Below are 13,352 nucleotides of genomic sequence, written 5' to 3'. Positions count from 1 at the left end.
GTAGACCTGCTACTGGGGATTTGATCCCCGCCCGTGACCAGACGGGGATCGTGGGCTGTGCCTGAAAAGTGCCTGCGCTCAGTCATGCTGCGTAAAAAAATCCGTTCGGAATGCTCATTTACCACTCGTAAACTCCGCTTCCTCACGGATTCTTGCCTTGCCTGACCTTCGCTCGGCTACTTTTCAGACAAGCCCTAGCACTTACAGATGGGACTCTGCGTATTCGGCGAGGATGGACCGGGGTACGCCCTGCAGGGTGATGTGCACTCCGTGGTTGAAGCCCTTGAAGCGCTCGGACAGGTAGGTGAGGCCGGAGCTGGTGGCCGAGAGATAGGGCGTATCGATCTGCGCCAGGTTACCCAGACAGATCACCTTGGAGCCGCTGCCGGCACGGGTGATGATGGTCTTCATCTGGTGCGGGGTGAGGTTCTGGCATTCGTCGATGAGGATCAGACTCTGCTGGAAACTGCGGCCGCGGATGTAGTTCAGCGACTTGAACTGCAGCGGTACCTTGCTGAGGATGTAGTCCACGCTGCCGTGGGGGTTGTGGTCGTCCATGTGCAAAGCTTCGAGGTTGTCGGTAATGGCACCCAGCCAGGGCTCCATCTTCTCGGCCTCGGTGCCGGGCAGGAAGCCGATGTCCTCGTCCAGGCCCTGAACGCTGCGAGTGGCGATGATCCGCCGGTATCTCTTGGTGACCATGGTCTGCTCGATGGCCGCGGCCAGTGCCAGGATGGTCTTGCCCGAGCCTGCCGCGCCGGTCAGGTTGACCAGATGAATGTCAGGCTCCAGCAGGGCGAACAGCGCCAGCGCCTGGTAGATGTCCCGCGGTTTCAGCCCCCAGGCTTCCTGGTGCATCAGGGGTTCCTGATGCATGTCGAGCAGGATGACCTCGCCGTCGCGCACCGCCTTGACCCAGCCGACGAAGCCCTGTTCGTCGAGCACGAAGTCATTGACGTTGAAGGGTGGCATCTCGGCCGACAGCTGTACCCGGTGCCAGACGCGACCCAGCTCCTGCCGGCTTTCCACCTTGCTCACGTTATCCCAGAAGGATCCCGGCAGATTGTGATAACCCTGGGACAGCAGGGAGACGTCGTCGAGCAGCTGGTCGGTCTGGTAGTCCTCGGCGGCGATGCCGCAGCCACGCGCCTTGAGGCGCATGTTGATGTCCTTGGTCACCAGCACGACCCGCTCCTGGGGATGCTGGGTACGCAATTCGACGAGCTGGTTGATGATGCGGTTGTCGTTGATGTCGTCGGGCAGGCAGGCCATGGGGCCGGCGCGACGGCCCATGAGAATGGACAGTCGCCCCTTGGCCTCGCCCTTGCCGCGGGGAATGGGTACGCCCCGCTCGACGTCCTCGGGCGAGGATTCGGCGAGCACGCTGTCGATCAGGCGGATCGCCTGCCGGCACTCGGCGGCAACGTTGTGCTTGCCGGTCTTGAGCTTGTCGAGTTCCTCCAGGACCGTCATGGGAATGGCAACGTGGTGCTCCTCGAAATTGAGCAGCGCGTTCGGGTCGTGGATCAGTACGTTGGTGTCGAGCACATAGAGGGTGGGCTGGGTGGGGCGGGAACGTCCGTGATCATCCATACTCGGTCACCTCGTAGAAACGCTTGACTCGCAAGCCTGTCGACGGAGCGCCAGACGACGCTCCGCTGCGAAAGGTGCCGTCGCTCCAGCAACGGGTTCACGGACCGGCCAACATGAGGGCACGGGACCCGGGAGATGCGACGGACACTTCGGTAATAACGCAAAAGACCTGAGGCACAAAAGCTTTTTTTGGCCGTACCCGATTTTTTTCGCGCGTCCCTGTTTCCTGCCGCCTGACCCGGCAACCTCGCCCCGGGAACGTGGTCAATACCTATTGATCCCATCGGCACGGCCCACTGGAGCCCGGCGGCGGAGACTTCTAGAATGGCGCCTCGCCAAGAGGAGCCAAGCCGATGCTGATGGTGATTTCACCCGCCAAGACGCTGGACTACAGCACACCGCCGAGCACGTCCCGCCATACCCTGCCGCAATACCTGGAGCATTCCCGCGAATTGATCGACGGGCTCCGCCAGCTCGCCCCGGCTGAGGTCGCCGCGCTCATGGGGGTGTCCGACAAGATCGCCACGCTCAATGTCGCCCGCTTCGGCAGCTGGACTTCGGATTTCACACCGGAGAATGCCAAGCAGGCGCTGCTGGCGTTCAAAGGCGACGTCTACACCGGCCTGGCCGCCGAGGATTTCGAGGAAGACGACTTCGACTTCGCCCAGCGGCACCTGCGCATGCTGTCCGGACTCTATGGCCTGTTGCGTCCGCTGGATCTGATGCAGCCCTATCGCCTGGAGATGGGTACCAAGTTCGCCAATCCGCGCGGCAAGGACCTCTATGCCTTCTGGGGCGACCGTATCAGTGACTGGCTCAAGGCGGATCTTGCGGCCCAGGGTGACGACGTCCTGCTGAATCTGGCCTCGAACGAGTATTTCAGCGCGGTGCGCAGGGCGCGCCTGCAGGCCCGGATCGTGGATGTGGAGTTTCGCGATCTCAAGAATGGCGATTACAAGATCATCAGCTTCTACGCCAAGAAGGCACGGGGCCTGATGGCACGGCACGTGATCAAGCAACGCGTCTCCACGGTGGACGACCTGCGCGATTTCGATGACCAGGGTTATCGCTACTCGACCGAGCGTTCCTCGGCAGACAAGCTGGTGTTTCTGCGCGATACACCGCCGAATTAGCCGAGCGAATCGACGGATGGCACAATTGCCCACACGCTGGGCCATCGAACTGGCTAGAGGGTCACATTCGGTGCCCGCCATCCGTGAAAGACTGTCATCTCCCTCCAATAAAAAAGGTTTCAGCCCCGTGGCGGAGACGTTCCAGGCGCGAAAAGTTGCCGGACCTCTCAAAACCGCTGCCTTTCCGAAAAAAGGAAAATTCGCTGAGAACCACTTTCGTTTGATTCTGTCTTTGTCTGGTCCTTGCCCCGGGTCATGCTGGCCAATGGCAATCAGTCCGCACGTTCAATTTGTACCGGTCGACCTTTCGGCCGGTTGATCTTTCGAAGCATGGACGCTTCGTCCCGACCTCAGGGACAGCGGCCACAAATCAGCAGACGCTGAAGGAGTAACGCCCATGATTCCCGTCATCCTGTCCGGTGGTAGCGGCTCGCGACTCTGGCCCCTCTCGCGCAAGCTTTACCCCAAGCAGTTCCTGGCCCTGACCAGCGAACAGACCATGTTCCAGGAGACCATCAATCGCCTGGGCTGCGAGGGCAGCATCGATTGCCCCATCATCGTCTGCAACGCCGAACACCGTTACCTGGTGGAAGAGCAGCTCAAGGCCGTCGAGTGCAAGCCGCAGGCGCTGATCATGGAGCCCTTCGGTCGCAACACCGCGCCGGCCGTGGCCATCGCTGCCATGCAACTGGTCGCTGACGGCAAGGACGACCTGATGCTGGTGCTGCCCGCCGATCACGTGATCGAGGACGAAGCCGAATTCAAGGCCGCCCTGCAACAGGCCGCCGCCGCCGCCGAGCGTGGCGAGATGGTGCTGTTCGGCATTCCGGCCACCGCGCCCGAGACCGGTTACGGCTACATCAAGACCGGCTCCAACGACGGTCTGCCCCAGGGCGTATCCCGCGTCGAGCGCTTCGTCGAGAAGCCCGATGCCGTCACCGCCACCGAATACGTGGCCTCCGGCGACTACTGCTGGAACAGCGGCATCTTCCTGTTCCGCGCCAGCCGTTTCCTGGAAGAGCTGAAGAAGCACGACACCGATATCTACGACACCTGCCTGCTGGCGCTGGAGCGCAGCAGCATCGACGGCATCAACATCAGCATCGACGCCGCCACCTTCGCCGTCTGCCCGGACAATTCCATCGACTACGCCGTGATGGAAAAGACCACCCGCGCCTGCGTGGTGCCCATGAGCGCCGGCTGGAACGATGTCGGTTCCTGGTCCGCGCTGTGGGACGTCCATGCCAAGGACAACAACGGCAACGTCATCAAGGGCGACGTCGTCCTGCATGACAGCCGCAACTGCCTGGTGCACGGCAACGGCAAGCTGGTGACCCTGGTCGGTCTGGAAAACGTGGTCGTGGTGGAAACCAAGGACGCGGTCATGATCGCCCACAAGGACAAGGTCCAGGACGTCAAGAAGCTGGTCAACGCCCTCGAGAAGCAGAACCGCAACGAGGTCAAGGCACACCAGGAAGTCTTCCGTCCCTGGGGTTCCTACGACTCCATCGACATGGGCCAGCGCTTCCAGGTCAAGCGCATCACCGTCAAGCCGGGCGCTCAGCTGTCGCTGCAGATGCACCACCACCGTGCCGAGCACTGGATCGTGGTCTCCGGTACCGCCGAGGTCACCTGTGACGACAAGGTCTTCCTGCTGACCGAGAACCAGTCCACCTACCTGCCGATGACCTCCGTGCACCGCCTGGCCAACCCCGGCAAGGTACCGCTGGAGCTGATCGAAGTGCAGTCCGGTGGCTACCTGGGCGAAGACGACATCGTCCGCTTCGAAGACATCTACGGCCGCGTCGACACCCAGGCCCTGGAAGTCGCCAAGGCCGGCAAGGCGCCCACGCGCTAAGCACTGCCAACAGGCACCAAACAGACACCGGCTCAGGCCGGTGTCTGTGTTTTCGGCAGCCGCTCGGCAAAACGGGTTAGGCTTGTCGTTTCCCTTTTCGCCATCGGATCCGCCGCATGACCGCTCCCACCCTGCTCCGCCTCGATCAACTGGACGAGGCGCTGGCCGCCTACGACGGCTTCATCCTCGACCTCTGGGGCGTGCTGATCGACGGCTACGAGACCTTTCCCGGTGCCCGCGCCTGGCTGGAGCGTCGCGCCGCCGAGGGCAAGCCGGTGTGGTTTCTCAGCAATGCCTCTCGCGATGCGGACGGCATGGTCGAAGAACTGGGCAAGTTGGGCGTGCCGCGCGAACTCTTTGCCGGCATCACCACCTCGGGTCAGTTGGCCATCGACGCCTTTCAGCAGGATCCGAAATTCCGCGCAGGCGGTATCTACCTCTCCGGTCCTGGCACCGGCCAGGCCGGCTGGCCCGCGGAGATCCGCGCGCGCTTCGTCGAGGATATCGACCAGGCGGCCATCATCCTCGGCGTCGGCAGCTTCCCCGAGGACGAGCTGGAAGCCCGCTTCGCGCCCCTGGCCGCCGCCCTGGACAAGCCCTTTCTCTGCGCCAATCCGGATCGCAACGTGGTGTCCGGGGGTCTACCCTTCTATGCGGCCGGCAAGCTGGCCGATCGCTTTGCCGCCCTGGGTGGCGAGGTCACCTGGTACGGCAAGCCCGATCCCTATGCCTTCCGCTGCGCAGCCGAGGAACTGGCCACCCGCGGTGCCCAGCGCCTGCTGTTCGTCGGGGATTCCCTGGTGACCGACGTGCCCGGCGCGGTGGCGGCGGACATCGACTGTCTGTGGCTGGCCGCCACCGGCATCCACCGCGAGGCCCTGGGCCTGGACTTCAATCAGGAGCCCACCCGCGAGGGTCTCGCCGCCCTGCTGGAGCAGCATCCCGCGTTGCCGCGTTTCGCGGCAGCCGGCCTGGCCTGACCCCTTTTTCCACACGCCGAGGTATCGATGAGCAAGAAGCACGTAGTGGTCTTCAACCGCCTGCCCGAACAGCTGGTGGAACGCCTGCGCGAACACTTCACCGTCGAGGTGATCCCCTTCAGTGCCAACCTCGATCTCTTCGCCGCTGCCGCAGCCAAGGCCCAGGGCCTGATCGGCGCCAGTCGCAAGCTGGGCGAGAAGGAGCTGGAAATGGCCACCACCCTGGAAGCCATCGCCAGCGTCTCGGTCGGCTACGACAGCTATGACGTGGACTACCTGACCGAGCGCGGCATCCTGCTCACCAACACCCCGGACGTGCTCACCGACACCACCGCCGACCTCGGCTTCACCCTGCTGGTGAGCGCCGCCCGGCGGGTGCCGGAGCTGGATGCCTTCGTCAAGGCCGGACACTGGCGCAATGGCATCGGCGAAGAACACTTCGGCACCGACATCCATGGCCGTACCCTGGGCATCGTCGGCGCCGGTCGCATCGGTGCCGCCATCGCCAAGCGGGGCCACTTCGGCTTCGACATGCCGATTCTCTATACCGCCAACAGCGCCAAGCCCGAGCTGGAAGAGCAGATGGGTGCCCAGCGCCGCGAGCTGGACGACCTGCTCAGGGAAGCCGACTTCGTCTGCCTGGTGGTGCCCCTGTCGGCCGCTACCGAAGGCCTCATCGGCGCACGCGAACTGGGGCTGATGAAGTCCAGCGCCATCCTGATCAACCTGGCGCGTGGCCCGGTCATCGACGAGCCGGCGCTGATCGAGGCGCTGCGCCAGGGCCAGATCCGCGGCGCGGGTCTGGACGTCTATACCCGTGAACCGCTGGAAGCCTCGCCGCTGTTCGAACTGCCCAATGTGGTCACCCTGCCGCACATAGGTTCGGCCACCCACGAGACCCGCTATGCCATGGCCGAACGCGCGGTGGACAACCTGATCGCTGCCCTCGAAGGCAAGCAGCCGACCGATCTGGTCAATCCGGCGGCCCTGGACCGCCGCTAGGCGCTGATCGCCCACCGTCGACCCAGGTGGCGTGCCGTCCGGCCGCTTAAAGGCTATACTGCCGCGCCGCTCTCGGGTCGGCCGCCCTGGCCGGGTGGGCCTTTCTCAGTGTGTCAGGCCACCCCTCCGATCGGGCTCCTTCGCGGCCCGGTCCGTGCGACCCGAATTGCGCGCCCGTCTCGCCACCGCCCGTGACCGAGACGCAAGAAACCGCCAAGAGGAGCGCGTACATGACCGTGATCAAGCAGGATGACCTGATCCAGAGCGTTGCCGACGCCCTGCAGTTCATCTCCTATTACCACCCCGTCGACTTCATCCAGGCCATGCACGAGGCCTATCTGCGCGAAGAATCCGCCGCCGCGCGCGATTCCATCGCTCAGATCCTGATCAACTCGCGGATGTGCGCCACCGGCCATCGGCCGATCTGCCAGGACACCGGCATCGTCACCGTCTTCGCCAAGGTCGGCATGGACGTGCGTTGGGACGGCGCCACCCTGAGCCTGGACGAGATGATCAACGAGGGTGTCCGACGCGCCTACAACCTGCCGGAAAACGTCCTGCGTGCCTCGATCCTGGCCGACCCGGCCGGTGCCCGCAAGAACACCAAGGACAACACCCCGGCGGTGATCCACTACCAGATCGTCCCCGGCAATACCGTGGAGATCGATGTCGCGGCCAAGGGCGGCGGCTCCGAGAACAAGTCGAAGATGGCCATGCTCAACCCGTCCGATTCCATCGTCGACTGGGTGCTCAAGACCGTGCCGACCATGGGCGCCGGCTGGTGCCCGCCGGGCATGCTGGGCATCGGCATCGGCGGCACCGCCGAAAAGGCCGCGGTACTGGCCAAGGAATCGCTGATGGACGAGATCGACATCCATGAGCTGAAGGCCCGCGGTCCGCAGAATCGCCTGGAAGAGCTGCGCCTGGAGATCTTCGACAAGGTCAACCAGCTGGGCATCGGTGCCCAGGGCCTGGGCGGCCTGACCACGGTGCTGGACGTCAAGATCAAGGACTACCCGACCCACGCCGCCTCCCTGCCGGTGTGCATGATCCCCAACTGCGCCGCCACCCGTCACGCCCACTTCGTGCTGGACGGCTCCGGTCCCGCCAGTCTGGAAGCGCCGCCGCTGGACGCCTATCCGGAAATCGTCTGGGAAGCCGGTCCGAGCGCCCGTCGCGTCGACCTCGACACCCTGACCCCGGAAGAGGTGCAGAGCTGGCAGCCGGGCGAGACCGTGCTGCTCAACGGCAAGATGCTCACCGGACGCGATGCGGCCCACAAGCGCATGGTCGACATGCTCAACAAGGGCGAGTCGCTGCCGGTGGACCTCAAGGGTCGCTTCATCTACTACGTCGGCCCGGTCGATCCGGTGGGCGACGAGGTGGTCGGCCCGGCCGGTCCCACCACGGCGACCCGCATGGACAAGTTCACCCGCCAGATTCTCGACCAGACCGGCCTGCTGGGCATGATCGGCAAGTCCGAGCGCGGCCCCATCGCCATCGAGGCGATCAAGGACCACAAGGCGGTGTACCTGATGGCCGTCGGCGGTGCCGCCTACCTGGTGGCCCAGGCCATCAAGGGCTCCCAGGTGCTGGCCTTCCCGGAACTGGGGATGGAAGCCATCTATGAGTTCGAGGTGAAGGACATGCCGGTGACCGTGGCCGTCGACACCCGTGGCGAGTCGGTGCACATCACCGGCCCGCAGGTGTGGCAGAAGAAGATCGCCGACAGCCTCGCCGTCGAGATCTAGATTCCGTCCCACGAAAAAGCCCAGCTCAGTGCTGGGCTTTTTTCATTCAGCGCCTGGGTTCCAGTACTTGCCACTGCTCCAGCCAGTCATGGCGGATGAACACCTGGCCATGGGTCCGCACCCGTCGCACCTCGTCCAGATCGAGGTCGGCATAGAGCCACTGGCTGACGTCCGGACAGAGTTCTGCGCTCTGGGCGATCACGCCGTTCGCGGGCAGGCCACGATCCGGCGGGACGAAGAGCCCGGCCCGACCGACATTTTCGTCCAGCGCCGGCGACCAGGGTGCCAAACCCACCGTCGGCGACTGCAACACGGCGACCTGGTTTTCCAGCGCCCGGGCCTGGGCACCGACCCTAACCCGGTGGAAGCCGGCGACGGTATCGGTACAACTCGGTACCAGGATCAGGTCCGCACCCGCTTCGGCCAAGTGGCGGGCCAGCAGCGGGAATTCGCTGTCGTAGCAGATCAGGATGCCGAGACGCCCGAGGGCCGTATCGAATGTCCGCAGGCCTTCGCGGCCGCCGACGATGTGCCACTCCTCCCGCTCGAAGCGGGTCATCACCAGCTTGTCCTGATGGCCCAGGCAGCCCTCGGGGCCGAACAGCCAGGCCCGGTTGCGATACCGGCCGTCGTCGTCGAGGACTGGCAGCGAGCCGGGTTGCAGATAGAGCTGCAGCCGGCGCGCCAGACCTTCGCAGAGGTCGCGCCAGACCGAGATCAGGGGCTGGATGCCGGCAATGGAGCCCTGCAGGTCGCTGCGCTCGTCGGGAGGCAGCTGGCCGCTGAGCACCAGGCCGGCGTATTCAGGCAATAGCAGCAGCTGACTGCCTGCGGCCGCGGCCTCCTCGCAGAGGTCGGTCAGGTGCGCAGCGTAGGCGTCCCAGGACTCCAGCAGCTCGATGGCGTATTGACAGGCGGCGAGGCGGATCATGGCAACTCCTTTAGCCAGAAGGTCATGGGCTTGGGCGACTCGAACGTTTCGTCGAGATCCTGCCACCGGTACTGGGTGGTCAGCGTCGGCTGTTCGGTGAAGCCCTGACGCTGCCAGAGGCTGTGTGGCGCTCTGTAGTGCGGCGGTCGCCGAGGATGGTTGTCCGGGCGCTGCACGGCGCAAAAGGCACACCAGGCGAAGCGCCCCAGCTGCCGCGCCCGGGCCTCGCGTTCGGCAAAGAAGCGCCGGCCAAGTCCCCGGCCGCGGTAGGTCGGCAGTAGCAGGGACTCACCAAAGTAGTAAATCCGCTCCACTGGCCAGCCACTGGCGAGGAAGGGCTGCTGGAATTCCGCGGTCTCGTCCGCCAGCGGCAAGGCGGTGGCAGCGCCCACTACGCGGCCGGCGTCGCTGACCAGCACGCAGAGGCTGTCAGGCGACTGGGCGTAGGTCTGCAGATAGCGGGACTCGTAGGCCAGGGTGCCGTCGTAGAGATAGGGAAATTCGCGAAAGACCGCGATGCGCAGGGTGGCGAGTTCGGGAATCAGCGGGGTGATGGCAGCGCCGTGGAGGAGTTGGATGTCCATGGACTCTTCTGGTTAAGCAGGAGACGTGAATGGCTATGTCGGCCGCGTAGCGGCACCCTACCATGTGCGGGCAAGGCCATTTTTTCGTTCACGACAGGAACCGCCATGACCACGACCGACCTCATCGACGCCTACTACGCCGCCTTCAATGCCGGCGATATGGACATCTTTCTGGAGTTGCTCACCGATGATGTGGTCCACGACATCAACCAGGGCGAGCGTCAGGTGGGCAAGGCCGCCTTCGCGGCCTTCATGGCACACATGAATCGCTGCTATCGCGAACGCCTGACCGATTTGGTCGTCATGGCCGAACCCAGCGGGCGCCGCGCCGCCGCCGAATTCGTCATCCATGGCGAGTACCTGGCCAGCGATGAAGGCCTGCCGCCGGCCAACGGCCAGACCTATCGCCTGCCGGTGGGGGCCTTCTTCGAGATCCGCGACGGCAAGGTGGCGCGGGTAACCAACTACTACAACCTAAACGACTGGATCGCCCAGGTCGGCGGCTGACGTCCGTCAGTTGACGGGAGCGCCGTCCCCTCGGCAGGGGTCGCATGGAGACCACCCCTGACCCAGGAGTTTCCATGCCCACTCTTCCCAGCGATTCCGTCTGCAGCCTGGCCCCCGTCTTCGCCGTCCAACCCGATCAGCTCGAGGCCTTCAAGCGCCTGGGCGTGGCCATGCTGCAGCGCACCCAGAGCGAACCCGGCTGCCTCTACTATGGCTTCTGCTACGACGGCGCCACGGCGCGCTGCCGCGAAGGCTATCGCGATGCCCAGGCGCTGCTGGCCCACCTGGACAACGTCGGCGATCTGCTGGAGCAGGCCCAGGCCATCGCCACCCTGGAACGCTTCGAGGTGTTCGGTGCGGCCGATCAGCTGGAGCAGCTACGCGCGCCGCTGGCGGCGCTGAATGCGCGCTTCTTCGTCATGGCCGAAGGCTTCCGCCGCTAGCCTGGGGCGGCTGCTGCTGCGGCGCCAGGCGCGGCAGCAGCACCTTGAGAATGCGCTTGCGAGTCGGCACCACGAGCCGCTCCTGGAACAGCACGCAGAGCACCACCACTGACAGCAGGAACAGCCAGTACCAGGCGATGGAGTTGGTATAGGCCCCGGCGGCGGCGATGCAGACTTCGCGATTGCCGCTCAGACAGGCCTTGAGATCGCCGCCGATCAGCTGCTCCAGGGTCATGTAGATCCCCGACAGGGGCACATGCAGGGCGAACATCGACAGCGAAGCGCCGCCGAGTCGCGGCGACCAGTGGCGGATGCGCTCACTGGCCGGTTCCTGAGCCAGCGCGGCCAGATAAACCAGGATCAGTTGCGACGGCAGGAACAGGCCGTTATGGAACAGGAAGTACCAGAACTTGGGCCCATGGGTGAAGAGTGCCGTACCCAGGGCGAAACTCAGGATCAGGTAGCTCGCCAGCAACAGCCGCTGCCGTTCCGACGGCGCCCAGCCCCGCGCGTGCTGGCGACGAAAGACGGCATACAGCAGGATGCCGGCGAGGAATTCCGGCAAGCGGAACAGGGGCACCCGCTGCAGAAGGCCGGTGAAGGGCATGCCATAGTTCTGGTTGGCGATCACCAGCAGCGGCGGAATCAGATAGAGCACCCAGACCAGCAGCAACAGCTGCCAGGGACGCTCGCTGGTCATCAGTCGCGGGGCCAGCTTGGGAAAGGTCAGATAAAAGAAGAACAGCGCCGAGATCGACCAGAGGGGCGCGTTGAAGGTCAGGTAATAGGGATTCCACGCCTGCAGCATGAACAGCTGCAGCACGGCGTTGAAGGCGAGCTCCGCGTTGCTCATGAAGTGCTGGAACAGCTCGGGGTTGGTTCGCGCCAGGGGTTCGTTGGTGTCGAACACCACGAAGCGGATACTGGCCGTGGCGGCGCCCGGCGGGATACCCAGACTGCCGATCCAGGTCACCACCGCCATCGCCAGCAGCAGGGCGAAGATGTGGATCGGATAGAGATTGGCGAAACGCTTGACCCAGAAGCTGCGCGCCGGCTCGCGCAGGCTGCCGCGACCGCAATAGACATGGGCGAGCAGAAAGCCGGAGAGCACGAAGAAGGTGCTGGTGGCGAAGAAGCCCATGCTGGTGATCTCGTCCAGCAGGGGGATGGTCTTGCGCTCGGGATAGAAATGGATGGTGTGGTAGACGACCACATAGAAACCCATCAGGAACCTGAGCCACTCCAGACCGATGAAGCGATGTTTATCTAAAGTCTGCACTAAGGCGTTACTCGTCTGGCCTCGTCCGCGGGACGATGGGTCCGGCCAACAGCGCCGGATCGGTTATGTTACCCGCACCTGACAACCGGGGCTGCTAACCGCGACCCAGTACACCGATCACCAGGCGATCCAGCGAACCCCACAGCCATTCGCGCGCCCGTCTCCACCAGGGGCGACTGCGCCAGAATTCCAGGGTGATCTCGCGGCTCTGGGCGAAATCCTTGACGAAGCTGGCCGCCACCGCCTGACTCAGGCCGCGATCCACCGCTTCGACATTGGCCTCCAGGTTGAACCTCAGATTCCAGTGATCGAAGTTGCAGGAGCCGACACTGACCCAGTTGTCCACCAGCACCATCTTGGCGTGGATGAATCTCGGCTGGTATTCGTAGATGCGTACACCGGCGCGCAACAGGCTGCGGTAGTAGCGTTGCCCGGCGAAACGCACCGGCGGATTATCGGTGTGCCGACCGGTGAGCAGCAGGCGCACGTCGACGCCGCGGCGCGCCGCGCGCCTGAGCGCCCAGCGCACGCGCCAGGTCGGCAGGAAATAGGGAGTGGCGAACCAGATGCGTTGCTGGCCGCCCACCAGGGCCCGAATCAGCGCCTGGAGGATGTCTCGGTGCTGGCGGGCGTCGGCATAGGCCACCCGGCCCTGCCCTTCCTGGGCAGCGGGTGGTGGCGGTGGACGCTCGCGCCCGCGCCGCGGACGCGGCTTCCAGGCGCGGCGGCGACCGACCGCTTCCCATTGGCGCTCGAACAGGGCCAGCCAGTCTTCCACCAGCGGCCCCTGGATGCGCACCATCACCTCGTGCCAGTTGCAGTCGCTCTTGGCCGGATCCCAGAAGTCGTCGGTCGCGCCGCTACCACCGACGAAGGCTTCCGCGCCGTCGATAATGAAGATCTTGCGATGATCGCGGTGCAGGTTGTGCAGGCCGTGGCCGAAGCGCACGGGATTGAAGACGCGCAGCTCGGCGCCGGCTTCCTCCAGCTGACGGCGCAAGCCGGCATCCATCCGCAGGGTACCGAAGCCATCGAACAGGCAGCGTACCGCGACGCCGCGGCGGGCCGCCTCGGTCAGGGCCACGAGCAGTTGCTCGGAGCAGCTGCCGGCTTCCACCAGATAGAGTTCGACATCGATCTGGCGACTGGCGCCAGCGATGGATTCGAGCATGGCCGGAAAGAACCGACCGCCGTCCACCAGCAATTCGAACCTGTTGTTTTCCCGCCATGGAAAGACGGCGCCCCGCATGCTTCCTACTCCGTGCCTGTGGCCCTTGCATAAGAAGGCACG

12 protein-coding genes are annotated in these 13,352 nt (G+C 64.6%); 7 read left to right on the top strand and 5 right to left on the bottom strand.

What is annotated here, in order from left to right:
* Positions 1–201: 201 nt before the first annotated feature.
* A complete protein-coding gene (locus BGI51_RS11295; protein WP_017639124.1) occupies positions 202–1,593 on the bottom strand; it encodes a PhoH family protein in 1,392 nt (463 codons plus the stop codon).
* Positions 1,594–1,946: 353 nt separating this feature from the next.
* Between BGI51_RS11295 and yaaA the strand changes: the two genes are divergently transcribed.
* The 5 genes from yaaA (at position 1,947) to BGI51_RS11270 (ending at position 8,317) form a co-directional block, all read left to right on the top strand.
* Positions 1,947–2,726 carry a peroxide stress protein YaaA gene (yaaA, locus tag BGI51_RS11290; protein ID WP_187981189.1) on the top strand — a complete coding sequence of 260 codons (780 nt, stop codon included), beginning with the start codon at positions 1,947–1,949 and terminating at the stop codon, positions 2,724–2,726.
* 397 nt (positions 2,727–3,123) lie between these two features.
* Positions 3,124–4,584 (top strand): mannose-1-phosphate guanylyltransferase/mannose-6-phosphate isomerase, encoded by a 1,461-nt coding sequence (locus BGI51_RS11285; RefSeq protein ID WP_187981188.1) that lies wholly within the window; start codon positions 3,124–3,126, stop codon positions 4,582–4,584.
* 116 nt (positions 4,585–4,700) lie between these two features.
* Positions 4,701–5,564, top strand: a complete 864-nt coding sequence (locus tag BGI51_RS11280) for a TIGR01459 family HAD-type hydrolase (RefSeq protein ID WP_187981187.1) — start codon at positions 4,701–4,703, stop codon at positions 5,562–5,564.
* 27 nt (positions 5,565–5,591) lie between these two features.
* Complete coding sequence (locus BGI51_RS11275; protein ID WP_187981186.1) at positions 5,592–6,566, top strand: 2-hydroxyacid dehydrogenase; 975 nt, start codon at positions 5,592–5,594, stop codon at positions 6,564–6,566.
* A 230-nt stretch (positions 6,567–6,796) separates the two neighbouring features.
* Positions 6,797–8,317 (top strand): fumarate hydratase, encoded by a 1,521-nt coding sequence (locus BGI51_RS11270; protein ID WP_187981185.1) that lies wholly within the window; start codon positions 6,797–6,799, stop codon positions 8,315–8,317.
* 46 nt (positions 8,318–8,363) lie between these two features.
* On the opposite strand, the gene BGI51_RS11265 is transcribed toward BGI51_RS11270, so the two are convergent.
* Both BGI51_RS11265 and BGI51_RS11260 read right to left on the bottom strand, forming a co-directional pair.
* Positions 8,364–9,248, bottom strand: coding sequence for a carbon-nitrogen hydrolase family protein (locus BGI51_RS11265; protein ID WP_187981184.1), 885 nt, complete (start codon positions 9,246–9,248; stop codon positions 8,364–8,366).
* Positions 9,245–9,832, bottom strand: a complete 588-nt coding sequence (locus BGI51_RS11260; RefSeq protein WP_187981183.1) for a GNAT family N-acetyltransferase — start codon at positions 9,830–9,832, stop codon at positions 9,245–9,247. The genes BGI51_RS11265 and BGI51_RS11260 overlap by 4 nt, the downstream gene beginning before the upstream one ends.
* 105 nt (positions 9,833–9,937) lie before the next feature.
* Between BGI51_RS11260 and BGI51_RS11255 the strand changes: the two genes are divergently transcribed.
* Together BGI51_RS11255 and BGI51_RS11250 are read left to right on the top strand one after the other, a co-directional pair.
* Positions 9,938–10,339, top strand: coding sequence for a ketosteroid isomerase-related protein (locus BGI51_RS11255; RefSeq protein ID WP_187981182.1), 402 nt, complete (start codon positions 9,938–9,940; stop codon positions 10,337–10,339).
* A gap of 74 nt (positions 10,340–10,413) precedes the next feature.
* On the top strand, positions 10,414–10,782 hold the full coding sequence (locus BGI51_RS11250) for a putative quinol monooxygenase (RefSeq protein ID WP_187981181.1): 369 nt from the start codon (positions 10,414–10,416) through the stop codon (positions 10,780–10,782).
* Here the strand turns inward: BGI51_RS11250 and BGI51_RS11245 are convergent.
* Both BGI51_RS11245 and BGI51_RS11240 read right to left on the bottom strand, forming a co-directional pair.
* A complete protein-coding gene (locus BGI51_RS11245) occupies positions 10,757–12,061 on the bottom strand; it encodes an acyltransferase family protein (protein WP_187981180.1) in 1,305 nt (434 codons plus the stop codon). The genes BGI51_RS11250 and BGI51_RS11245 overlap by 26 nt on opposite strands.
* Before the next feature lie 94 nt (positions 12,062–12,155).
* On the bottom strand, positions 12,156–13,310 hold the full coding sequence (locus tag BGI51_RS11240) for a phospholipase D-like domain-containing protein (protein ID WP_187981179.1): 1,155 nt from the start codon (positions 13,308–13,310) through the stop codon (positions 12,156–12,158).
* Between the last annotated feature and the right edge of the window lie 42 nt (positions 13,311–13,352).

The organism is Pseudomonas oryzihabitans, from assembly GCF_014522265.1.
Classification (GTDB): Bacteria; Pseudomonadota; Gammaproteobacteria; order Pseudomonadales; family Pseudomonadaceae; genus Chryseomonas; species Chryseomonas aestiva.
The sequence above is the reverse complement of the archived record's forward strand: the minus strand, read 5'-3'. Positions and strand labels throughout refer to the sequence as shown.

Bases quoted from the DNA above. Each gene is read 5' to 3' on its own strand.
- BGI51_RS11295 (WP_017639124.1), bottom strand. From the start codon at position 1,593: ATGGATGATCACGGACGTTCCCGCCCCACCCAGCCCACCCTCTATGTG.
- yaaA (WP_187981189.1), top strand. From the start codon at position 1,947: ATGCTGATGGTGATTTCACCCGCCAAGACGCTGGACTACAGCACACCG.
- BGI51_RS11285 (WP_187981188.1), top strand. From the start codon at position 3,124: ATGATTCCCGTCATCCTGTCCGGTGGTAGCGGCTCGCGACTCTGGCCC.
- BGI51_RS11280 (WP_187981187.1), top strand. From the start codon at position 4,701: ATGACCGCTCCCACCCTGCTCCGCCTCGATCAACTGGACGAGGCGCTG.
- BGI51_RS11275 (WP_187981186.1), top strand. From the start codon at position 5,592: ATGAGCAAGAAGCACGTAGTGGTCTTCAACCGCCTGCCCGAACAGCTG.
- BGI51_RS11270 (WP_187981185.1), top strand. From the start codon at position 6,797: ATGACCGTGATCAAGCAGGATGACCTGATCCAGAGCGTTGCCGACGCC.
- BGI51_RS11265 (WP_187981184.1), bottom strand. From the start codon at position 9,248: ATGATCCGCCTCGCCGCCTGTCAATACGCCATCGAGCTGCTGGAGTCC.
- BGI51_RS11260 (WP_187981183.1), bottom strand. From the start codon at position 9,832: ATGGACATCCAACTCCTCCACGGCGCTGCCATCACCCCGCTGATTCCC.
- BGI51_RS11255 (WP_187981182.1), top strand. From the start codon at position 9,938: ATGACCACGACCGACCTCATCGACGCCTACTACGCCGCCTTCAATGCC.
- BGI51_RS11250 (WP_187981181.1), top strand. From the start codon at position 10,414: ATGCCCACTCTTCCCAGCGATTCCGTCTGCAGCCTGGCCCCCGTCTTC.
- BGI51_RS11240 (WP_187981179.1), bottom strand. From the start codon at position 13,310: ATGCGGGGCGCCGTCTTTCCATGGCGGGAAAACAACAGGTTCGAATTG.